The sequence below is a fragment of the Desulfosalsimonas sp. genome, assembly GCF_055149105.1.
This window is the reverse complement of sequence record NZ_JBSRLA010000015.1, coordinates 1-23,108: the sequence shown is the minus strand read 5'-3', so window position 1 is coordinate 23,108 and position 23,108 is coordinate 1. Positions and strand designations below refer to the sequence as shown.

The window sequence follows — 23,108 nt, the reverse complement described above, 5'->3', positions numbered from 1 at the left end:
CGGTCAGATTGCATTGCAGATATCTTAAAATGGAAAATATTCAATAAAGCGTTGTTGTGAAAGCGCTTTTGGCTGCCCGGCTTTTAGAAAAGAGGTGAGATCATGCGGTTTTTTGAACTGTTAAACAATATCCATGTGTTTATTTACCTGTTTCCGGCCCTGGGATTCATCCTGCTCCTGGGCCTGGCCCTGGGGTATTCGCATCTTCGGTCCGGAAATGATCAAAAGCGCATGAAGGAAATCGTGCATTCCTATCCCGAGGGGATTGAAAGCCGAAATGCGCCATTTCCCCTGGCCATGACCTTTATCATTGCCGGCACCGTGGTGTGGGCGTTTTTTTACATCCTGTTTATGGGAATGTTTCAGGTGGTGATCTAGAGATGAAAGAAAACAGCAAACATGAAAGCGTGCTGCGTTCCTGGGTGATTATCAGCCTTTTGCTGGTGCTGATTCTGGCCAAGGGGTTTTTTGCCTTTGCCGTGGTGGGCGATCTGGGCCAGCCCGGGTGGGACTACGGCACGGTAAAAGACATTCCGGCCTCCTCGCCTTTTGGCGGGTATGAGCTGCTGCCCAATCCGCAGCATATCCGGGGAGCTGACGGGAAATGATCAAGCGGATCGCGGTACTGGGGGTTTTGGGTGTGGTGCTGGCCGTGGGCATCTACGCTGTGATCACGGTTTACGACAACCTGATGTCGGCCGGCCGCATGTGGGAAACCCCGGCCATCAAGCCCCAGGAACGGCCCATGGATACCATGGCCGAGGGCGTGGTGCCGTTTTCCGGCGGCGAGGCCCAGCTGCGGGCAACCCCGGCAGAAGAACTCAGCTCTCCCTGGCCGCAGGCGGATGCGGATATCATTGCCCGGGGCAAAACCGTGTATGCGCAGTTCTGTGTTCACTGCCACGGAAAAAATTATGACGGCATGGCAACCGTGGGCCAGAGTTTTTCGCCCCTGCCCACGGACCTGACATCCAGTGCAGTGCAGTCCATGCATGAAGGCGAGCTGTTTCACTCCATCAGCTACGGCACCCCAAACGGCCGCCAGCCGCCCCTGCATGCTTCCATCACCCCCGAGGACCGCTGGCGGGTGATCGCCTTTGTCAAATCTCTTTCCGAATAGAAAAAGGGCGTTTTTCATCAATCGTCGCGCTCAGGACTGCTTGATGTTTACTGTTCAGCGTTGAAAAAGGGCTTTGGGGTGGCTTATGCCTCCTTTGAGGTAGCTGTAAATACACGCTGAGTTTACAGGGAACGTATAAATTCTGCAAAATGCAGGATGCGTCGACTGTTGTCACGATGAAACAAAAGGTGTTCAAAATCCTTTTGTCTTCGGCGCAGATCAACAGCCTGCAGCGATTGTTCAACAGCAGTTTTTAATTCAGCAAGGTTGCGGATATCGCAGCGACTGGCAAGAAACTGATAATCCGGCTCTGTCCGGGACAGCAGAAACATGACATCGTAATAATCACGTCCTTTGCCCCGGGTGAGCATGGCGGCAATCTTCATGGCACACAGTACCGCTTCGGACGGAACCGGAAACGGGAAGAAAAAACCGCAGCCCCTGATGAATTCCATGACGGGTTCATAGGGTGTCTGCTGATCCTGGGATTCGATTTTCAGCAGGAAACGCGCTTCCCGATGTCCGGAAATGCCCAGATTAAACAAAAGTTCCGGGAAATAAAGACTTCGTCGAAACGCTTTTGTAGGAGTACTCACCAAAGTCGTTTGTAAACGAGGCGGTTTTCAGTGACGTGACGCTGGTTATCTGGACCACGGATTCGGGAATCAATCCATAAAATGCAAGTGCCGAGTGCAGGCTGATGTAGGAGGGGCTGTAGATTTTGCCGGCGATATATTCAGCGAAATCCGGGTTGTTTTTATATTCGGGAAAGGCGTACCATCCGCGCCGCAGATGCACGAGGTAGCCCTTTTTCGTCCAGCGGACCAAGTTATTGCGATCAAATCCCGGCTGCCAAGCATATACCTGATGAATGCTGAAACAGCCGAGGTCCAGCATCTTGTTTTTAAATTCAACCCAGTTCATATTTTATTTCCATTGTGCAGCAAATATGCTGATTTTTAGAAATATAACAAGCAAGGGGAATTGTCAAACAGGATTTGTGTTTAAATCCGAAAAAAAATATTTGTTTTTCTATTCCCCGTGACCCGATCTGTCACACCTCTCTGGTATTAAATATAACATGGCTGTAATATTTTTTGTCATTGGCCTGACTGCCACAAAGAAATTCAACAAATCAAGCGTTTCCAATAATCGATAAGTGTTTGACGTATATGAAAAAAAGTGATTCTATGGAATTTTAGCTCATTTATTGGAAAAGAACGATTTTTGTCGAATTAATCGCATAAAAAGCTGCAAAATTTTCATATATAAGTCTTTAGTCAGTATATCTCAAGCCGCAACAAAAGGAATCACGCAAATGGAAATTCATTTTAACGAGATTTTTACGGATTTGACAGGCCATAAACCCTTCCCCTGGCAACAACGAATATACGATGATTTTATCAGAGGTATTATCCCAAAGGTTTGTGACATTCCCACAGGATTAGGAAAAACTTCTGTAATTCCAATATGGTTGATAGCGCTGGCCGGGAAAGATCAAGACGTTTACCTGCCAAGACGGCTGGTTTATGTGGTCAATAGGCGGACAATAGTGGATCAGGCAACAGAAATTGTCAACAAGATCTGCTATAAACTTCGGTATGCAATTAATTATGAAAGCAATTTGTTATATCCCATGGCAAGCAAACTCAGGAAGATGGCAACGATAAAGAACAACGAAGGGAATTTGCTGGCGGTAAGTACACTCCGTGGGGAGTTGGCGGATAACCTTCAATGGCGCTTTGATCCTTTGGCCCCTGCGGTAATTATCGGGACGGTGGATATGATCGGCAGCAAGTTGTTATTTTCCGGTTATGGTGACACAAAACGCGCCCGACCGCTCAATGCCGGCATCCTGGGGTGTGATTCTTTAATCGTACATGATGAAGCCCATTTGACCCCCGGTTTCAGCAATCTACTCCACAGCGTTCAATATTTTCAGAATGCCTTTAGAGCAAATACTGTCACCCCTTTTTTGAAGGTGCTTGAGCTTTCGGCCACAAGCCGGCAAGGAAACGACAAAAGATTTCAAATTAATGGTGATGATAGGCGTCATCCGGTGGTGCAGTCCAGAATGAATGCCCATAAGAGACTTCATCTTCATAAGGTTGATAAGAAGGAAAAACCGGTTAAAGAAAAACTCGCTGAATTGGCTTTCAGGCATAATGAAAACAATAGCAGGGTTGTTGTTTTTGTACAATCCCCGCAAGAGGTCACCAAAATATATAAATTGCTGATTGAAAAATTAAAAAAGGCTTCAGAAGAAATCTGGAAAAAGGAAAACAATTCAGCATCAATTCCTAAAAAAGTAAAAGAGGAGCTGCAAAACCATAAAGAATCCTTGGTGACTGTATTAACCGGCGAGATTCGAGGACGCGAGCGGGATATTCTTCTTGATACACAGGGTATGAGACCGTTTACAGGTAAAATTGATCCTGCGCAATGTGTTTATCTGATTTCAACTTCAGCCGGAGAAGTGGGTATGAATCTTCATGCGGACCATATGGTATCCGATTTGACAACCCTTGACTCCATGATACAGCGCTTGGGCCGGGTTAATCGTTTCGGACAAACGGAAGCCCAGGTGGATGTTGTCTATGAAAAAGGATTGCTAATGGAAAAGAAGGGGCCGCTGCAAAAAACCTTGCGTCTGCTTGAAGATAGAATAAAGGAGGGCAATTCCGATGTCAGCCCTGCTGCCCTTTTGCAGCTAATGGAAAATAGTGATTCCTCCAAAGCTTTTTCTCCCCCCCCTGAAATGGTGGATACCACCGATATTTTGCTGGATATGTGGTCTCAGACTTCGCTCAATGACTTTTCGGGCCGGCCGGAAGTCGCTCCATGGTTGCATGGTATTCAGGAAAATTTGCCGGAAACCTGGATGGCATGGCGGCAGGAAGCCTCATTGCTTTCAAGTGGGGATTTAAGCAATGAAGAGATTGCCAAATGGTTTCAGAAATGCCGGCTCACGTCTGCAGAAACATTGCGAATGCCGACTTTTCGGTTATGGAAGGAAACAGAAGCGAAAAGGTGGGCGGAACATAATAAAGATGAGATGGCATTGATTCTGTTTCCGGATGGAAAAGCAGAAAAGATTCAAATTGCTGATCTGGTAAAACAGAGCAGTCTCCTCAATTTTGCCACAATCATCTATCCTGTCCAGCTGGGCGGATTAAGCCCGAACGGATTTTTTGATGGCCAAATTAAGAAGGAGGTTAACGATGTTTGCGACGAGGTAGACGACTCATTGCAGCGACTGGTTTTGGAACGTGTTGGCAGTGACTATCATTTTGTTCCGTTAGCAGATTGGCAGGGTATGACCATTCCGGAGGAGCTGGAAGAGCGAAATGCAGATGAGTGGCATTCATGGACCTCGCTTCGGGATGCCTCCCGGAAAATAGAAACGCAATATATGAAAAAAATGGTTTTTAGTATTAAATTCCGGAGGGCAAAAGAATGGGAGGATGAGGACAATCTGCAAGAGTGCTGGCTGGTACTTCTTAAGGAAAAGGGATCTCCTGAGAAAAAGAAGATCAAGATTCCAACGGTTGAAGAACACAACCTGGAAGTAGCCAATATCATGAACATCATGGTCAAGAAACTCGCCTTGCCGGGGAAGATACGCGAGGCTTTATTCCTGGCGGCCAGGCATCATGATACGGGAAAGGACCATCAGCGATGGCAGAGGGCAGCCGGTTTTGATGCCAATAATACTTCATTTTTTGCCAAACCATCTGCTGGTGGCATTAATTGGCGCATGCTGGATGGATACCGTCATGAGCTTGGCAGTGTTCTTCAGGCACTGGATATGAAGACCATAAGGATTCATCCCGAGTACGATTTGATACTTCATTTAATTGCTACTCACCATGGCTGGGCCCGGCCTTATTTTGAAGACAGCGCTTTTCCGCCTGAAATTGATGCGGCCACCCGGCAACAAGTCAGCCTGGACATTATGATGCGTTATACTCGACTGCAGGAGCGTTTCGGATACTGGCAGCTTGCCTGGCTGGAGTCCTTGCTTCGACGGGCAGACGGTATTGCATCAGCTCAACAGGGCGCAAGTGAGGAGGTGAGTGATGAATAATCAAGCTCCGGAACCAACAATCAATATTCCGGTGGACCTTTATAACCCGGGCCAGTTTTTTGCCTGTTGCGGCTTGCTGGAGCTGGCTCATCGGCTAAGCCGCCCCGGCAATCGTGCCCTGGGCTGGTTTGAAGGTATTGATAATTCTCAATCTCAATTTCTAATTGCGGCATTTAATGAAGATGGACCTGTAGGCCTTGAGGCGATAATCAGCTTTTTAAAAAAATGTGAGATCACAACACCCGATCCTATATCTAAGGAGGGGCCGGTTATCTTAGGGGAACCGTTTAATATTGCCCTTGATTGGCGAAGGCCTTTTCCACAGAACAACCTGGTAAAAACATTTGCAGGGAAGCAAAATATTTTTGAAATTTTGCAGTCTTTGCAAAACGCCATACCAGAAATCTGCAATAATAATTTGTTAAATTATTTCGGATTCTTGGATAAAGCTGTAACTGCATTTAGTATTCAACGTGCGGAAGATGCCATAGATGCTGGTTTTTCCATGGATGTTCAGGAAGGACGCCTTTTTAGAGAACCGCCCATATTTTTAGAGCTGCTATCTCTGATAGGGGTTCAGCGGTTCTGTCCTCAAAAAGGCGTAAATCGTCTTGATCGAGTCTATTATGTTTGGCTTAAACCTTTGCCTGCTTCTGTAGCCGCAATTGCCGTGGGACAGCCTTTATTCAATATTTCTGCACAAGGTTTTAATTTTCAAATGTATAAAAGAGACCCACAGGGCAGATACAAAGGCTTTGCCCCTTCCAGAAGACTAACACAATAAAGGAGTAGAATCATGACTGAGCAAGTGAGCACTCGATTTGATGATGTTATTAACAATAAAGTTAACGCTGCTATAGTGATGCGTCAGCAGTTAAAGCCGGTTGAAGGCGACAAGTCAGTTATTTTTCCACCAACCTACGCGGGTATCGGGTACAATATTGACACTATTGAGCGATCGGATGAATTTAAGACTGTTTGTACAATTGACAGTGTTGGTTCTCAGGCCAATCGTATGGAACCGATTTTTAAAGAGGCGCCTTATCGGGATCTTATCCCGCAGATTACCATTGAAATACGCAAGCCAGCATCACAAGGGCAGCAAAAAGGAGAACTGCTTGATACGGTTGATTTGCTTGATGCGGGCCATCGCATTGCCGATGCGGCAGTTCGTTTTTCAGATGGGGCTAATGAAATAGAAACTGCCTTTCAGGCCGTAAAAAAAGGAGATGCTTCGCAGCTGGCCAAACTTGCACCGACTTCACTGGTTTTTGGTTGTTGGGACTCCCGCGGCACTTATGAAAAGATACCTCGTATCGTAAGGTCCACTATCAGAGCCTATAACGTTCACCAGTTAAGGCGTTCGGCCCAGTATGTGCCGGCAACAGAGCAATATGAAGAAGCATTTGAAAAGCTGGGCGAAAAAGAAAGAAAAAAATTTGCCGATGAAGGAATGGGTCATGTGCCATCCACCGGTAAGGTTGGGGGTGTTGTGCTGGACCACGACAGTCAAATTGTCCGGGAAGCGGTGTTGAGTCTTTCCGCATTACGCACATTACGTAGTATAAATGATGAAGAGACAATGAATTTGCGCCGGTATATTTTGGGCTTGTCTTTGATTGTTTTTACCGCTCCCCAGGACCCTCTTTTACGAATGGGTTGTGAACTAACAGGTGATCCGGAAAACCCTGCTTCTTTGGAACTGGTCAATACAGACGGAAAAAGGGAGCCTTTTCGCCTATCTCATGATGAAGCTGTTTTATTTGCCAGAAAGGCATCAGAAGTGTTTGGTGTTAATTTGGAAATCAGAAAATTTACATTTGATTCCAAGAAGGCCAAAGAGGCGTTAAAGAAAAAGGACAAATCCAAGGAAAGCGAATGATTATGAAAACGCTTTGCATTACACTTCATTTTCTGGATGAATGGTTTCATGGCCAGGCTGATGATGAACCGGAATGGCCTCCGTCTCCATACAGGTTGTTTCAGGCACTTATTGCCGCATCATCGCGCAATGGGATAGATTCAAAAGGTCTTTTTCAATGGCTGGAACAAGTTTCTGCGCCGGAAATATTATCACCCAGGGTAAAAGAGGCGCGCAGGTGGTCGACATATGTTCCAACCAATGATTCTGACAAGAAATTTAACCGGCAGCAACGCTTAACTGAAAAAGTTTTTCGCCCGATTCATATCCCCAGAAATGTTCCTGTCCATTATCTTTGGAAAATAAAGGCAGAGGATATAGCTGTTGCGACAAAAACAGGCGGTCTGGCACAATTATTGTCTGCTGTCGGCTGGGGAATTGATCTGGTTGCCGGCACAGGACATATTTTATCTGAAGGGGATGCGCAAAAATTAATTGGAAGTTACAATGGCAATCACTGGAAACCAGCCGTTAATTCCAGAAAAGTCCTCCGGTGCCCGCGGCAAGGGTCATTTGCCGATCTTGTGAGCGCCTATCAAACTTTTGTCCATCGATTTAAAGGTAATGTCTATCATCCAGGGCGTAAACCAATAGAATTTTCAGAGATTGCTTATGCCAGGGTCGATGCGATTGAACGGAAATTCGTTTCTTTCAATCTGCTTCGCCCGGATGATGATTCTGACCGATGGGCTAGTTTTGACCAGAGGCAAGTGATGCAAGTCGCAGCCTGGGTTCGGGGTCAGGCTTGTGAAACTGCGAAAACGGGTTCCTTCCCAGGAGATTCAGAGGTGTATGTGGCCGGGCACATTTCTTCTCAAATGAAAAAGGAGGGAAATCCCGCGCGGTTTTCATATTTACCAATGCCCTCGATTGGCCATCAATATGCTGACGGCAGAATTCGGCGGTTTATAATTGCTGAACCTTATGGTGATGAGCGAGAGTATGCTGCCTGGGCAAGACGGACATTGGCCAACGCCCTTTTAACGGATAAAGATGGGATGCCTCGGGCGAGGTTGCAGCCAATGGCCAAACCCGACAAAGTGATTCGGCAATATATAAAAGAGGCCAGGCTGTTTCAGACTGTAACGCCCGTCGTTTTACCCGGGTTTGATGATTTAAAATATAGGAAAGCGGAAAAGCTGGTTTTGAAATCTTTGCAGCAAGCAGGATTTGCCGAGGATGATGTTGAAGATATGTATTTGCAGAAAGCACCTTTTTACACCGGATGCTTTTCATTGCGTTCTTACTGTTTGCCCCAATATCTCAGAGGCAATCCAGGGATGCATGTGCAATTAAGATGGAAAACTGCGATTTCTGGTCCACTTGCCATTGGCGCCGGTCGTCATTTCGGGCTGGGGCTTTTTGCACCCAAAATGGAGTGAGATTTGTATAAAAAAGATACTGATCCCAGCCGGATGGAATCAATATTAATCCCTGCCCGGATGGTGAATGAATACGCCTATTGTCCCAGATTGGTTTATTTGATGTGGGTCCAGGGAGAATGGGCAGAATCTGTGGATACGATAAAGGGAAAAAGGACGCATCGACGCGTGGATGAACCGGGGCGGTTTCCGGACGAGGCTGACCTGGGGGTGCTGGGCGGGCGGAAGGTGCGTTCAGTTTCTATGAGTTCGGATGGGCTGGGTGTCATTGCCAGGGTTGATTTGTTGGAGCTTTATGATGAGCGGGTGGTGCCGGTGGAGTATAAAAAAGGCAAGCGGCCGCATGTGGCCAAGGGGGCGTGGGAATCTGATCTGGTGCAGTTGTGCTGCCAGGGTCTCATTCTGCAGGATAATGGATATGCATGTGATGAAGGGGTTATTTATTTTGCCGGATCAAAAGAGCGGGTGCCTGTTGCCTTTGATGAGGAACTGATTCAGCAGACAATGGAGGCTATCAACGGGTTGCATCAGATGCAACGAGCGGATGCTTCTATTCCCGAGCCTTTCGAAAACAGTACCCGCTGCCCCAGGTGTTCACTGGTTTCCATCTGTATGCCCGATGAGATTGCTTTTTTCAAGAAGGAGAATCAGGCACCGCGGGCGATTGTGCCACGGTGCGAGGATGCATTTCCATTGTATGTCCAGGAGCCGGGTGCCCGTATCAAAAAAACAGGCGGGGTTCTGGAAATAAGAAAAGATGACGACAAGCTCGGTGAGGCCCGGCTGGAAGAGATCTCCCAGGTGGCGCTGTTTGGCCCGGTTGGAATTTCAACGCCCACTGTTCATGAACTGATCCGTCGGGGCGTGTCGGTTAATTACCACAGTAGCGGCGGGTGGTTTGTCGGCCGAACAGACGGACCATGGCACAAGAATGTTGAGTTGCGTGCATTTCAGTATCAGAAAAGCTTTGATCCGGGATGCTGTTTAGGGCTTGCCCGGCATTTTGTCCAAAGTAAGATTGCCAATTGCAGAACATTGCTGCGCCGTAATATGCGAAATAAGTCCAACGACGCTGTGCTCATCGCCTTGAATCAATATAAGGAAAAGGTCAGCCGTGCAGACAGCCTGTCGAGCCTTCTTGGTATCGAGGGAGGTGCGGCCGCAGCATATTTCAGCAAATTTACGAGTATGCTTGCGGAAGGAGGGGCGGAAAGCAGTTTCTCTTTTGATTTTTCAGGCCGGAACCGCCGACCCCCCAAAGACAGTGTTAATGCCATGCTTTCCTTTGCTTATGCCATGCTAACGCGGGAGTGGACAAATGCCTTGGCAAACGTGGGATTTGACCCTTACCGCGGATTTTTTCATCAGCCCCGTTTTGGTCGCCCGGCGCTGGCCCTGGATATGATGGAGTCCTTTCGGCCTTTGGTGGCGGATTCAGTTGTTTTAATGGCTATTAATAACGGTGAGGTAAAACCCGCAGATTTTCAGAAAACACCCTTGGGGTGTGTTTTTTCCGGACCCGGCAAGAAAAGATTTATTCAGACATTTGAAAGGCGGCTGGCTCAGGAGATCGCCCATCCGATATTTGGTTATAAAATAAGTTACCGGAGGGTTTTCGAAGTGCAAGCTAGGCTGCTGGCCCGATATCTGGCCGAAGAGATAGACTATTACCCGGATTTTATGACTCGGTAAGGTGAATGGCTGAAGATCATTTATACATAGTGGTGTATGATATCTGTGATCAGAAAAGATGGCGGCAGGTTTATAAAACGGTTAAGTCCTTTGGGCAATGGGTGCAGCTGTCGGTGTTTCAGTGTGTTTTGAGCAAGCAGCAATTGCTGCGCATGGAGCATGCCCTGGAAGATTGCATCAAGAAGGGCGAAGATCATGTGTTGATTGCCGATCTCGGTCCATCTGACTGTGTGGCCTTGCGGTTTAAAAGTTTGGGGAAATCCTTTGATACGGTTGTACGAAAAGCAACGATTATATAGTCTGGCATTTTTTTGCCGGAACCTTTTCGAGCGGTGGAATGCCGGAAATTTTTCAGTCATCGCTCGAAAACGGTATTGTTCTTTGAAAATCAAAAGGATACAATCGGAAAACAATACAGGCAAGCATGCTGTGAAGCAGAATTTGGAATGCAATATCCGGGTGCTCGCAGGCGGCAGTATAATAGCTTGTCAATTAAGGTGATTACTGGGTCGCTGTATTCCACGGCCTTCCGGCCGTGGCCTCATTGAAGCCTCAATTCCAGCGGCTCCACCGGGCTTTCCATCCATGTATTCCACGGCCTTCCGGCCGTGGCCTCATTGAAGCGTCGATATGGGGCGATCAGGCAAAGCAATGCGCCAAGTATTCCACGGCCTTCCGGCCGTGGCCTCATTGAAGCTTCATTACCAGGCATTACCAGTTTTCTTTACCAGTAGTATTCCACGGCCTTCCGGCCGTGGCCTCATTGAAGCCAAATCACCAGGGCATCATTGATAGTCAAGCCCCGCTGTATTCCACGGCCTTCCGGCCGTGGCCTCATTGAAGCTTATATCCGGGAAAATTTTTATGTAAAAATCTCTTGGTATTCCACGGCCTTCCGGCCGTGGCCTCATTGAAGCCCAATAGTACGGCTATGCCGTTTCCAGGATTGCTCCGTATTCCACGGCCTTCCGGCCGTGGCCTCATTGAAGCCCAGGCTATAGAACACACAAAATGCGATAACTATTTGTATTCCACGGCCTTCCGGCCGTGGCCTCATTGAAGCTTTGATAGCCTGAACAAGGCTTTTGAGGATTTTAAAAGTATTCCACGGCCTTCCGGCCGTGGCCTCATTGAAGCAGTTGTACCCGGCGGGGATACTTCCAGCTATAAAATGTATTCCACGGCCTTCCGGCCGTGGCCTCATTGAAGCGGATAAACGCCATGGACCCTTGCGGCTCAGACCGACGTATTCCACGGCCTTCCGGCCGTGGCCTCATTGAAGCCCACTCGGCTGGTCAACATTCAAGCAGCTTACGCACGTATTCCACGGCCTTCCGGCCGTGGCCTCATTGAAGCCATTGATTTTGCGTTACAAACTCAATTCGATCTGGGGTATTCCACGGCCTTCCGGCCGTGGCCTCATTGAAGCATGTCGGCGGCATGTCCAGCCATTACCAAATGCAAAAGTATTCCACGGCCTTCCGGCCGTGGCCTCATTGAAGCACAGCTGCCACATAGGAGCAGGGATAGCTCCCCATGTATTCCACGGCCTTCCGGCCGTGGCCTCATTGAAGCTCTTTTTGACAATACATATATTCCCCCCGCTACACTGTATTCCACGGCCTTCCGGCCGTGGCCTCATTGAAGCATAGGCGCGGACGATGAAAGCAAAGCAGATTAACGCAGTATTCCACGGCCTTCCGGCCGTGGCCTCATTGAAGCTGCCGGGGTATAACGAGATTGACGGCCTGTTATTTCGTATTCCACGGCCTTCCGGCCGTGGCCTCATTGAAGCCGCTTTGCAGCCGCGTTGACCACGGCCAACTCCGAAGTATTCCACGGCCTTCCGGCCGTGGCCTCATTGAAGCCATTTTTCAATATCACGCAGGGGGCCTCGGGAAGAAGTATTCCACGGCCTTCCGGCCGTGGCCTCATTGAAGCCATCGGTCCATGCTGAACTGCAGAAGCTGGCTAAGCTGTGTATTCCACGGCCTTCCGGCCGTGGCCTCATTGAAGCCCCCGGCAAAGCTCGTGTAATATGTTTAGAAGCCAGTGTATTCCACGGCCTTCCGGCCGTGGCCTCATTGAAGCATGTGCCGGTTGATAATATCGACAGTCGCCTTTTCGTATTCCACGGCCTTCCGGCCGTGGCCTCATTGAAGCTTTCAAGTTCTTCATCTGTTTTAAAATAATGGGGTAGTATTCCACGGCCTTCCGGCCGTGGCCTCATTGAAGCACATTGGGCAAAAGCTCAATGTCAAACTAATATAAAGTATTCCACGGCCTTCCGGCCGTGGCCTCATTGAAGCCGCCGCGATGTGTGCTGATACCTTCCATCGGTACTTTGTATTCCACGGCCTTCCGGCCGTGGCCTCATTGAAGCGGTAAAGGCATGAGTACGGGCCTTTTACAGAAACTTTGTATTCCACGGCCTTCCGGCCGTGGCCTCATTGAAGCTCCATCGCCGGCTTTGATTGGAGTATTTGCCAGAGTGTATTCCACGGCCTTCCGGCCGTGGCCTCATTGAAGCTTTATAGGCCAATCAAAAAACTTTATTTCTGCGCCGTATTCCACGGCCTTCCGGCCGTGGCCTCATTGAAGCTGGCAATATCGCTGGAAGTTGCACCCGGACCCGGAAGTATTCCACGGCCTTCCGGCCGTGGCCTCATTGAAGCGTTAACGCAGTTGGTGGGTTGGTTGATAGTGAAACGGTATTCCACGGCCTTCCGGCCGTGGCCTCATTGAAGCCTTCATGGTTGGCTTTCATTAAACACCAAGTCCAAACGTATTCCACGGCCTTCCGGCCGTGGCCTCATTGAAGCCAGGAAATTGGGCGTCAATCTGTGTCATGATCAGCACCGTATTCCACGGCCTTCCGGCCGTGGCCTCATTGAAGCTTGGTTAAAAAATAGGCAAAAAGATAGGTGGCGGGATGTATTCCACGGCCTTCCGGCCGTGGCCTCATTGAAGCGAAATTCTTGCGCTTGTCCAGGTCCCCGGAAAGGGAGTATTCCACGGCCTTCCGGCCGTGGCCTCATTGAAGCCTGACCCCATGCCGGACAGCAAGCCCTCGCCGCCACGTATTCCACGGCCTTCCGGCCGTGGCCTCATTGAAGCTTCCCACGGCATCCAACAAGGCAGTCATGCCCCTTGGTATTCCACGGCCTTCCGGCCGTGGCCTCATTGAAGCGTCAAACCAGCCAGTATGGGCGAAGGGCACTTGCTGAGTATTCCACGGCCTTCCGGCCGTGGCCTCATTGAAGCCAGAGCTGAAGGATATATTCGACACGCCTGACATGGTATTCCACGGCCTTCCGGCCGTGGCCTCATTGAAGCCATTTTCCATTACGAGTTGCTAGCTCATTACGGGCGGTATTCCACGGCCTTCCGGCCGTGGCCTCATTGAAGCAATGAGCGTTACAGTAAACAATATATGGCAGGACGTGGTATTCCACGGCCTTCCGGCCGTGGCCTCATTGAAGCAAAGCCAGGAACACTAAAAAGATATGCGTATCAAAGTATTCCACGGCCTTCCGGCCGTGGCCTCATTGAAGCGCCCTAATAAACGCATTATGGGCTTCCTTTACTGCGTATTCCACGGCCTTCCGGCCGTGGCCTCATTGAAGCCAAGCAGATTAAGCAGATAATCCGTGTGATTACCCAGTATTCCACGGCCTTCCGGCCGTGGCCTCATTGAAGCTGTGGTAGGTCTGGCCCTTTTTGATAGCCATTTTTGGTATTCCACGGCCTTCCGGCCGTGGCCTCATTGAAGCGGGCTTTCCCTCCTTCTCTTGATATAATAGGCTTAAGTATTCCACGGCCTTCCGGCCGTGGCCTCATTGAAGCTTTCAACATGGTGCAGCGCGAGTTGATCGCCATCTGTATTCCACGGCCTTCCGGCCGTGGCCTCATTGAAGCAACCTCTCCGGCGTCAGTGTCGGAGGGGCAGCAAACAGTATTCCACGGCCTTCCGGCCGTGGCCTCATTGAAGCAATATGGGTATGTGGATACAGACCAAACAGATCGCTGTATTCCACGGCCTTCCGGCCGTGGCCTCATTGAAGCAGTTGATAACGTCCTGGTCCGTGATATCGCCGCAGACGTATTCCACGGCCTTCCGGCCGTGGCCTCATTGAAGCTAATTCGCCAGATTCCGGTGGAATCGCCATACCTGGTATTCCACGGCCTTCCGGCCGTGGCCTCATTGAAGCTTTGTGTCTCCGCAAATCTCACAGAATGGCGTCTCCGTATTCCACGGCCTTCCGGCCGTGGCCTCATTGAAGCACCTTCTGGCGGTTTCGGGCAACGATTTTATTCCAGGTATTCCACGGCCTTCCGGCCGTGGCCTCATTGAAGCGTTGTGCCAGGGCTGTTAATTCCGTGGCGGATCTGGGTATTCCACGGCCTTCCGGCCGTGGCCTCATTGAAGCTATCCCCGAACTTGTTTGAAAATCCAAATCCCCGGAGTATTCCACGGCCTTCCGGCCGTGGCCTCATTGAAGCTTTAATGACATCCAAGACGATCCCCGGAACCGGTCGTATTCCACGGCCTTCCGGCCGTGGCCTCATTGAAGCCGCAAAACATTTGAGGAAGATTCTGCCCGAGTTTTCCGTATTCCACGGCCTTCCGGCCGTGGCCTCATTGAAGCCACCGTCAAAGCCGGACTGCATCGCAGATTGACCGAGTATTCCACGGCCTTCCGGCCGTGGCCTCATTGAAGCTTCTTATCCCCTGAAATGCCCGAATCCCAGATAGCAGTATTCCACGGCCTTCCGGCCGTGGCCTCATTGAAGCTACGATGCTTCCGTTTCTGTGTTTGGCATTGATTTGTATTCCACGGCCTTCCGGCCGTGGCCTCATTGAAGCTTTCTCCAGATCCAGGTGCATGTGAGCTTGGCGGAAAGTATTCCACGGCCTTCCGGCCGTGGCCTCATTGAAGCATTCATCTGTCACCTCAAAATGGCAAGGGTTCGTCAGTATTCCACGGCCTTCCGGCCGTGGCCTCATTGAAGCTTCCGCAGAGGATGAAAAATCAGGGCTTGTCTATGGTATTCCACGGCCTTCCGGCCGTGGCCTCATTGAAGCTGGCCCCACAGGGGGTCAAAAAGGCAAATACCGTCGATGTGAATACAATAATTTATTATTTGGCCTGAAGCCATATGAGTGATTGGCCGGAGTGGAGGAGCGTTTTTAAATCTGCACAATATGCGGCTTCAGGTTTACGAGCTGTAGTGAACCTGCATGGCGTCGATTTCGTTTTTTATATCCTGCCTGAGGGAGTCGGGGGCCAGGACTTCCGCATTGGCACCCCAGCTGAGAAGCCAGAATCGGATTTCTTGAGTGCCTGCGACCACAACTTCGAAATCAAGAGAGCCATCTGGGTTTTCGGTGAGAACCTGGGATTCATGCCATTTTTTTTCTTTGATATATCCGGCCACCTGTTGGGAAAATCGGATTCTTACAGGAGTGGGAGATCCTTGAAAAATGCCGAAACTGTCGTTCATGTGTTGACGAGTGGAAAAGTTTTCAGGGCGCTTAAACATTTCATTGGTGAGCCGGTAGTTTTTTATTCTGTCAAGAGCGAAAATGCGGACAGTGTTTTTCAATTGGCAATTGGCGATAACGTAAAAACTTCCGTCAAAGTACTGCACTCCGTATGGATCGATTTGTCTCTGGGTAATCCGGTTGCGGCTCATGGTGTGATAGGTGATTGCTATGGAGCGGTTTTCATTAATGGCTTTATGAAGGGTAGTCAAAAGTTCGGAAAGGCTCTGTCTGGATTGTTTGTATGGTCTCGGTTTTATATATAGATTGTTCTCCACTTCATTGATAAATTTAATGAATCCGGGAGGTAAAAATGTTTTTATTTTTTTGAAGAATGAATCCAAATCGTTGTAGATAAAGGTATGTTCGAACACCTTGAATACATTGCGTGATATATAAAGAGCCATGGCTTCACCCAAGGGTATCGGTAAAGGCAGGTTTCTTCCGCGACCGTGCAGGAGTGCCCATCGTCCCCTGCTGCCGTCGCTGTCAGGATTGTAAACTGGAAAACCGACTTCCTGGAGGGCAATCAGGTCCCGATAAATGGTGCGCCGGCTGCAGTTTTCTTTACACGCCAGTTCTGCGGCGGAAAGGCCCATTCCGCTTGATTCCAGATAATGCAAAATTCGCCATTGCCGTATGATCTGCTGTCCCCTGGACATTCCAACCGCCTCCTTGTTTGCTTTGATTTCTATGGCTCCTTTGGATAGGGATTGACCCATTTGGCCGAATTTTTCCCCCTTTACTGCATCAGCAAGCCTACCCTCTGGCAATAATTTGTTTTTAAACTGTTTTCGTGGTATTTTTCTTTATACAAGTTTGGATGCTTATTGTTCAACAGAGAACCCATCTTTTTCTTGTCTGGAAAGCTTGCCCGGAAAATGAAGCAAACCTGTGATTTATGCGGTCTGGTGATACGGCAGACAGCTGTGGAAGACGAGATAGAAGGGCGCAGGCTGGTGTTTTGCTGCAAGGGCTGCAGGCAGGTATATTCCATGATCATGGAGGCCTCGGGGGCCACGGATCCGGCTGGTTTTCGGGAAACCGAGATTTTTCAGCGGTGTGTGGACGCCGGGATCATTCCGGCATCCCAGCAGGATCTGGAAGAGCGGGAGGGCGGCGAAAATGCGACTGCGGCCGGAGCAAAGCGGGATGCGGAAAAACAGAAGGCCCATGAGAATCCCGGGTTTTCAGCAGACCGGTGCCTGACCCTGGATCTGGATCTTTACGGGATGTGGTGTCCGGCATGCGCATGGGTGATCGAGGAATCCCTCAGACAGCAGCCCGGGGTTTTCAGTGCGGACTGCCGGTTTGTGACAGACCGGGCCAGGGTGGTCTATGACCCGGTGAAAAACGCCCCCCACACAATTTTCAAGACCATTGCCAAACTCGGCTATCAGGCCGCTCCGGCCGGGGAGGGCACTGGCGGGGCAACGGCGGCGGCATATCTGCGGCTGGGGGTCTGCGCGTTTTTGACCATGAACGTGATGATGCTCTCCTTTTCCCTGTATTCCGGTTTTTTCACCGAACTTTCCGCGGCCGGCACCGCATACATTTCCTGGCCGATTCTGGTGATGGCCGCAATTGTGTTTGTTTACGGCGGGGCCCCCATTCACCAAAAGGCCTTTTCCGGGGTGGCGGCCGGCGCCCCGGGCATGGAAGCCTTAATTTCCCTTGGGGCGGGCGCGGCCTTTTTCTACAGCCTTTATCATTTTTATCACAACAGCATTCATCTCTATTTTGACACCGCATCCATGCTCATTACCCTGGTGCTCGGCGGCAAAGCGGCCGAGCAGTGGGTCAAAGACAAAATCCAGGCCCGGATCAGCGGTGTGTTTGACCTGCTGCCCAAAAAGGTCCGGATCTGCACCAAAGACAGCCCGGGCGGGCGGTTTGTAGACGCCCGGATGCTTGGCAAAGGCGATGTTTTCCGGGTTCTGGAAAACGATGCCGTGGCAGCAGACGGCGTGGTGGTATCCGGGCAGGGCCGGGCCGATGAAAGTACCCTCACAGGCGAGGCCCGGCCGGTGGTTAAAAATTCGGGTGATCCGGTCAGCAGCGGCACCCGGCTGATTGCCGGGGACCTGCGGGTTCGGGCAACAGCCGTGGGAGAGGCGTCCACGGCCGGTCAATTGATTTCCGTGATGGAAGATGCCCTGGAAAAAAAGACCGGGGTGGAGGATGCATCAGAGCGGGTGCTTCGGTATTTTGTGCCCGCGGTGGTGCTGCTGGCGGTATTGACCGGTGCGGCCTGGTTTGCCGCGGGGCTGGATTTTCGCGAGTCGCTGATCCGGGCGGTGACCGTGCTGGTGATCTCCTGTCCGTGCGCCCTGGGTGTGGCCATTCCCCTGGCCCGGGTGGCCGGGATTTCCCTGTCGGCGCAAAGGGGCATTCTCATCCATGATTTTACCGCGTTTGAACGCATTGGCCGGGTCAATGCCGTGGTGTTTGACAAAACCGGCACCCTGACTGCCGGCAACTGGAAGTTGGCAGAGGTTTATCCCCTCGGCGGCCGGGATGCAAACACGCTTCTTGGCATTGCCGCCGGCCTGGAGGCCGGCTCGGGTCACCGGGTGGCCGGGGCCGTACTGGATGCCGCGGAAAAGCAGAAAATCGCACCTGCGCGTGTCTCGGATGTCACGGAAGAGGAAAACGGGATTTGCGGCCGCATGGACCAGAAACGGGTCCGGATGGGCTCGGAGACGTTTTTGGGCCGGGAACTTCAGGAAGCGGAAAAATTGCCCGGCATCCCGGAGTTGACGCAGACCCCGTATTTGTCTTATGTGTATATGTCTGTGGACGGCATTGTTGCAGGCATTTTTTGTTTCGGGGATTTGCCCGGACAATCGGCTTCCGGGCTGGTCCGGGCTTTAAAAGATCAGGGCATCCAGGTGGCCCTTGTTTCCGGAGACAGCACGCAGACCGCCCGGGCCGTGGGCCGGGCCCTGGGAATTGACGAAAGCCGGGGTGATATGACCCCGGCGGATAAGGCGGATTTTGTAACAAACTTGAAAACCCGGGGATATTTTGCCGCCATGGTGGGCGACGGAATCAACGATGCTCCGGCCCTTGCTGCCGCAGATCTTGGAATTGCCGTGCACAGCGGAAACAACATCGGCCGCCGGGCCTCGGATGTAACGCTTATGGGAAGCGATCCCGCGCGGATGATCGATTTTCAGGCGCTTGCCAGGCGGGTGACGGCAACCGTGGGCCAAAATCTCTGGTTTACCTTTATCTACAATGCCGTGGCCATACCGGTGGCCATGAGCGGGCTGTTAAACCCCCTGGTGGCCGTGGCCGCCATGATGGCCAGCAGCCTGAGTGTGACCGGCAACACCCTGGTGCTCATCTCCAGGGAAAAACAGCAGACAGGATGACATGACAAATACCGAAAAATCCAAAAAAGGCGTGCTTCTTCTGGCCGCAGGCATAAAGGGCGCCATCGGCTCAACCGTGGCCGCAGCTGCAGCCATCATGCAAACCCGGCCTGAAACCGTGCTGCCGTATCTGACAACACGGGATAAATTTCCCTTTCTGGGCAAAGCCGGGCAAATGGCCGTGGCCGGATGGGACACGGATTCGGCTTCCTTTGACAGGGCCCTTGACCGATGCGGGGTTTTGGAAAAAAGCCTCTGGGAGCCCTGCATACCGGAATTAAACAAAATTGATGTCCGGCCGGCACCGGATGCGGGTATGGGGGTAAAAGAGCAGGTGGCGCAGGTCAAAGCCGATATGGCGGCTTTTCAAAACCAGCATCCCGGCCTGGTGCCGGTTTTTGCCAATCTTTTGCCCGCAGGCGTCTGCCATGATCTGCACGGATTTTCAACCCTTGAGCAGTTGTATGAAAAAGGTGCCCGGGTGCCGGCCGATATCGTGTATGCGGCCGCTGCCGTGGAATCGGGCATTGCAGTGGTCAATTTCACGCCCAATGACCTGGAGATCCCGGCCCTTGTCAGTGCAGCGGTTGCCGCCGGGGTGCCCCTGGCCGGAAAAGACGGCAAGACCGGCCAGACCTATTTCAAAGTGGTGCTGGCCTCATCGCTTCTGGCCCGTCGCCTGCATGTCAACGGCTGGTACAGTTTAAACATCCTGGGCAACGCGGACGGGGAAAATCTCATGGACCCGCAGCACGCAGCCTGTAAGCTTGACAACAAGACCGGGGTCCTCGAAGAGGTGCTCGGATACGCGCCAGGTGAAAAACGCCACAACACGTCCGCCCACAAGGTGCACATCGACTATTACCCGCCCCGGGGTGATGCCAAGGAGGCCTGGGACGTGATCGATTTTGAGGGGATTTTCGGCATGCCCATGAGCATGCGGATCAACCTTCAGGGCCGGGACTCGATTCTGGCCGCGCCCATGGTCATGGATCTGGCCCGGTGGATGGCGGCCCTGACCCTGGCCGGGCGCTCCGGCCCGGTGCCGGAACTGGCGTTTTTCTTTAAAAAGCCCGTGGGACAGAACGGACCGGTGGGCTTTGAAAAACAGATGGCAGCTTTGGAGAAACTCGAAAAGGAGATCTGCCCGTGATATTCGGCTACAGCACCAACGCGTTTACAAGCTACAGTCTTGATCAATCCATACAGAAAATCGCAAACCTGGGATTTTTCGGCGTGGAGATCATGTGCGACCGGCCGCACCTCTATCCCCCGGATTATGACCAAACCCGGCTGGCCAAAGTCAAGTCCCTGCTGGATGAACACAACCTGGCTGTCACCAACTTAAACAGCTTTACCCTGTTTGCCGTGGGTGACACCTATCTGCCCTCCTGGATCGAGCCGGATCCGAAAAGGCGGCAGATGCGCATTGATCATACCCTTGACTGTCTGCGGATCGCTTCGTTTCTCGGGGCCAAAAACATCTCCGTGCCACCGGGCGGACCCCTTGACGGGGCATCGCGCAATGAATCCATGATGCTGTTTCACAAAGGCATCGAGCAGGTCATCCCCCTGGCAGAGGAACTCAACATCCGGGTGCTGGTGGAGCCGGAGCCGGATCTGATGATTGAACGCACATCCGAGTTTCTTGATTTTATCCGGCGCATTGATTCCCCCATGGCAGGGATCAATTTTGACATCGGCCATTTTTTCTGTGCCGGCGAAAATCCGGCTGCTGCGTTTGAAACCCTTTTTGAATGGGTGGGGCACGTGCACATCGAAGACATCGGCAACAGCCGTATCCATCAGCATCTTGTGGCCGGAGACGGGGCAATTGATTTTGCCGAAGTGTTTGCTGTCATGAAAAATCTCGGCTATGACGGCGATATTTCCCTGGAGCTTTACCCTTATGTTAATGCTCCGGAAATCGCCGGCAGAAAAAGCCTGGAGCATCTGCGGCCCTTGTTTGCTCAAGCCGGGCTTACTATCGCGTGATGCCCCTTTCAGTTTTAAGTTTTAAGCGTTAAGTGTTAAGTAAAATCAAGAAATTATTTTTTATTATTTGTCGGTTATAGAAGTTTCCGGGCTTCCTTCCTGAAAAAGACGCTGATGCGGTAAAAAGCATTTTACGAAATCATCCGGTTTGGGTATCAAAAATATTGTTGAAAATATGCCAGCCTGAAGTTAAACTTCGTTAAAACAGGTAATCGTTGTTCACACCCTCATAATATCCGGCCAATCCACAGTACGCCTGTTTTCAGATAAAGATGCTTTAGGTGAAAGGAGGTGATTTCGGATTTTCCCGTTTAGTTGCAGGATGAAGAAGCATGTGCGGATTTTGCCATGATTTTCAACTTTCAATCAGAGGGGGGAAAACAATGAAAAAGTTTATTGCTGTTCTGGCTGCAGTATTTGCCGCAGGATTATGCACACAGGCTGGCGCCGCGGAAATCGAATTTCACGGTGACTTAAACAATCGTTTTAATTTATATACAAATCAGGCAAATATGTATTCACATGTTGAGGGCGTTAGATTTTATCAAAATGCTGTAGATGATGATGGAGATCCTCTTCAGGAAAGCCCTTCAGGAAGACGGGGTGGATGAGATCTGGGGGGACATCAAGTACCGCCTGTGGGCCACTGCAGCCACCAACGACGGGGCTGTCAAGGGGACATATGCAATTGAGCTCGGCGCACTGCGCTACGGCGACGGTGGTAAAGGAGGCGCCTTTTCAGGCGACGGCGTAAACGTCGAGACCCGCATGGCATACACTGATTTTGCTGTTCCGAACTCTGACGGACGGGTGTTTATCGGCCTGCAGCCCTTTGCGGTAAACAGTTACGTGTGGAAAGAAACCGCAATGGGTGTTCAGTATAAGGGCAAGGCTGATGCTTTTGATTACAGGCTTGCCTGGATGCGCGGCAGAGAATTTTTTAATAGCGACGATGATGATGATCTGCTCGAAGACATTGACAGCTTCCTTGTCAGGGGAGATTTTCCCCCCGCACAAGACGTTGAATCAGGTGTATTCGGTTTGTATCAGAGGTCTGATTCCCGTGAAAGCGGTGAGAATTCAGATCTTGGCGGCAATTATTTTGGCTCCAATTACCTGGTTAAACAGTTCGGTGCAAGCGAGTTTGACATATACACCCTGGGCATTGACGGCTCATTTAATACCCCCACAGACTTTGGGGATTTTTTTGTGAACTGGGACCTGATGTATCAGGGCGGGGAAATTAAAAATGCAACCATAGACGACCAGGATATCAGCGCATTTTTCCTCCATGCGGACGTGGGGGTTAACATTGACCGGCTGAAGCTGACCTATACCGGCTGGTACGCCTCAGGAGACGACGAACCTGATGAAGGCGACCGGGACAACTTCACGGCAACTGATGTGGATACCTTTGACAGCATCATCTTTTTCGAGGGCGGATACACGGATGACAACTACTTCACCGAAGCTCCCTACATTTTGGACAGGGGAATGATTTTCAACAGGCTGGGGGCTGATTACAAGGCAACCGAAAAAACAACCATAGGCGGCGCGCTTATCTATGCCATGACAGCAGAGGACCTTCCCAACGGAGAAGACAAGCTGGGCCTGGAAATCGACGCCTACATTTCCCACAAGCTTTATTCCAACCTTGAAGTGGCCTTAAACGCGGGCTACCTTTTCGCAGACGACGCAATGGGCTATTTCAGTGAAACCGAGGAGAAAGAAGACGTATTCCGCACCACGGCACGCGTGCGCTATGGTTTTTAAAAACCAGAGCTTCATCTGACATGAAGGCCCGGCAGCAGCCGGGCCTTCTTTTTCACCCAAAAGAGCTGAAAATCGACTTTTTACAAGCACATCAAATTATGATGGAAGCGTAAAAAATCTCAAATCGGAGATAACCGCCAACCAATAAACAAATAACTTATTGATTTTACTTAACACTTAATCACTTAAAACTTAACACTGCCTGTAAAAAAGACT

General features: G+C 50.7%; 17 protein-coding genes and 1 CRISPR repeat array. Of the genes, 14 read left to right on the top strand and 3 right to left on the bottom strand.

Annotation, left to right across the window (positions count from 1 at the left end):
• Window positions 1-102 precede the first annotated feature (102 nt).
• From ACTCIA_RS05475 to ACTCIA_RS05465, 3 genes are read left to right on the top strand one after another with little or no spacing between them, the layout of a single operon-like run.
• Entirely contained in the window at window positions 103-378 is a 276-nt protein-coding gene (locus ACTCIA_RS05475; protein ID WP_463000791.1) for a hypothetical protein, read from the top strand.
• Window positions 379-380: 2 nt separating this feature from the next.
• Window positions 381-608, top strand: a complete 228-nt coding sequence (locus ACTCIA_RS05470) for a hypothetical protein (protein WP_463000790.1) — start codon at window positions 381-383, stop codon at window positions 606-608.
• A complete protein-coding gene (locus tag ACTCIA_RS05465; protein ID WP_463000789.1) occupies window positions 605-1,120 on the top strand; it encodes a c-type cytochrome in 516 nt (171 codons plus the stop codon). Before ACTCIA_RS05470 ends, ACTCIA_RS05465 begins: the two co-directional genes overlap by 4 nt.
• Before the next feature lie 122 nt (window positions 1,121-1,242).
• On the opposite strand, the gene ACTCIA_RS05460 is transcribed toward ACTCIA_RS05465, so the two are convergent.
• Together ACTCIA_RS05460 and ACTCIA_RS05455 are read right to left on the bottom strand one after the other, a co-directional pair.
• Window positions 1,243-1,665 (bottom strand): nucleotidyl transferase AbiEii/AbiGii toxin family protein, encoded by a 423-nt coding sequence (locus ACTCIA_RS05460; RefSeq protein ID WP_463000788.1) that lies wholly within the window; start codon window positions 1,663-1,665, stop codon window positions 1,243-1,245.
• Complete coding sequence (locus tag ACTCIA_RS05455) at window positions 1,658-2,044, bottom strand: type IV toxin-antitoxin system AbiEi family antitoxin domain-containing protein (RefSeq protein WP_463000787.1); 387 nt, start codon at window positions 2,042-2,044, stop codon at window positions 1,658-1,660. Before ACTCIA_RS05455 ends, ACTCIA_RS05460 begins: the two co-directional genes overlap by 8 nt.
• 394 nt (window positions 2,045-2,438) lie before the next feature.
• On the opposite strand from ACTCIA_RS05455, the gene cas3g reads away from it, so the two are divergent.
• From cas3g to cas2, 6 genes are read left to right on the top strand one after another with little or no spacing between them, the layout of a single operon-like run.
• Window positions 2,439-5,207: a type I-G CRISPR-associated helicase/endonuclease Cas3g gene (gene cas3g / locus ACTCIA_RS05450; protein WP_463000786.1), complete on the top strand. Its 2,769-nt coding sequence runs from the start codon at window positions 2,439-2,441 to the stop codon at window positions 5,205-5,207.
• Entirely contained in the window at window positions 5,200-5,991 is a 792-nt protein-coding gene (locus ACTCIA_RS05445; protein ID WP_463000785.1) for a hypothetical protein, read from the top strand. Before cas3g ends, ACTCIA_RS05445 begins: the two co-directional genes overlap by 8 nt.
• A 12-nt stretch (window positions 5,992-6,003) precedes the next feature.
• The gene (cas7g, locus tag ACTCIA_RS05440; protein ID WP_463000784.1) at window positions 6,004-7,089 is read left to right on the top strand and encodes a type I-G CRISPR-associated RAMP protein Csb1/Cas7g; all 1,086 of its coding nucleotides are present in this window, start codon (window positions 6,004-6,006) and stop codon (window positions 7,087-7,089) included.
• Complete coding sequence (csb2, locus tag ACTCIA_RS05435; RefSeq protein ID WP_463000783.1) at window positions 7,086-8,510, top strand: type I-G CRISPR-associated protein Csb2; 1,425 nt, start codon at window positions 7,086-7,088, stop codon at window positions 8,508-8,510. Before cas7g ends, csb2 begins: the two co-directional genes overlap by 4 nt.
• Window positions 8,511-8,513: 3 nt before the next feature.
• Window positions 8,514-10,202: a CRISPR-associated endonuclease Cas4g/Cas1g gene (gene cas4g/cas1g, locus ACTCIA_RS05430; RefSeq protein ID WP_463000782.1), complete on the top strand. Its 1,689-nt coding sequence runs from the start codon at window positions 8,514-8,516 to the stop codon at window positions 10,200-10,202.
• 5 nt (window positions 10,203-10,207) lie between these two features.
• Complete coding sequence (gene cas2 / locus ACTCIA_RS05425; RefSeq protein ID WP_463000781.1) at window positions 10,208-10,501, top strand: CRISPR-associated endonuclease Cas2; 294 nt, start codon at window positions 10,208-10,210, stop codon at window positions 10,499-10,501.
• Window positions 10,502-10,716: 215 nt separating this feature from the next.
• A CRISPR array of direct repeats spans window positions 10,717-15,288; the repeat unit is 37 nt; unit sequence GTATTCCACGGCCTTCCGGCCGTGGCCTCATTGAAGC.
• Window positions 15,289-15,422: 134 nt separating this feature from the next.
• Here the strand turns inward: cas2 and ACTCIA_RS05420 are convergent.
• Window positions 15,423-16,409 carry a helix-turn-helix transcriptional regulator gene (locus ACTCIA_RS05420; RefSeq protein WP_463000780.1) on the bottom strand — a complete coding sequence of 329 codons (987 nt, stop codon included), beginning with the start codon at window positions 16,407-16,409 and terminating at the stop codon, window positions 15,423-15,425.
• A 219-nt stretch (window positions 16,410-16,628) separates the two neighbouring features.
• Between ACTCIA_RS05420 and ACTCIA_RS05415 the strand changes: the two genes are divergently transcribed.
• The 5 genes from ACTCIA_RS05415 to ACTCIA_RS05395 all read left to right on the top strand — a co-directional run bounded on the left by ACTCIA_RS05415 (window position 16,629) and on the right by ACTCIA_RS05395 (window position 22,892).
• Window positions 16,629-19,124 (top strand): heavy metal translocating P-type ATPase, encoded by a 2,496-nt coding sequence (locus ACTCIA_RS05415; protein ID WP_463000779.1) that lies wholly within the window; start codon window positions 16,629-16,631, stop codon window positions 19,122-19,124.
• Window position 19,125: 1 nt separating this feature from the next.
• Window positions 19,126-20,277: an inositol-3-phosphate synthase gene (locus tag ACTCIA_RS05410; RefSeq protein ID WP_463000778.1), complete on the top strand. Its 1,152-nt coding sequence runs from the start codon at window positions 19,126-19,128 to the stop codon at window positions 20,275-20,277.
• A complete protein-coding gene (locus ACTCIA_RS05405; protein ID WP_463000777.1) occupies window positions 20,274-21,119 on the top strand; it encodes a sugar phosphate isomerase/epimerase family protein in 846 nt (281 codons plus the stop codon). Before ACTCIA_RS05410 ends, ACTCIA_RS05405 begins: the two co-directional genes overlap by 4 nt.
• 383 nt (window positions 21,120-21,502) lie before the next feature.
• The gene (locus ACTCIA_RS05400; RefSeq protein ID WP_463000776.1) at window positions 21,503-21,730 is read left to right on the top strand and encodes a hypothetical protein; all 228 of its coding nucleotides are present in this window, start codon (window positions 21,503-21,505) and stop codon (window positions 21,728-21,730) included.
• The gene (locus ACTCIA_RS05395; RefSeq protein ID WP_463000775.1) at window positions 21,723-22,892 is read left to right on the top strand and encodes an alginate export family protein; all 1,170 of its coding nucleotides are present in this window, start codon (window positions 21,723-21,725) and stop codon (window positions 22,890-22,892) included. Before ACTCIA_RS05400 ends, ACTCIA_RS05395 begins: the two co-directional genes overlap by 8 nt.
• Window positions 22,893-23,108: the final 216 nt, after the last annotated feature.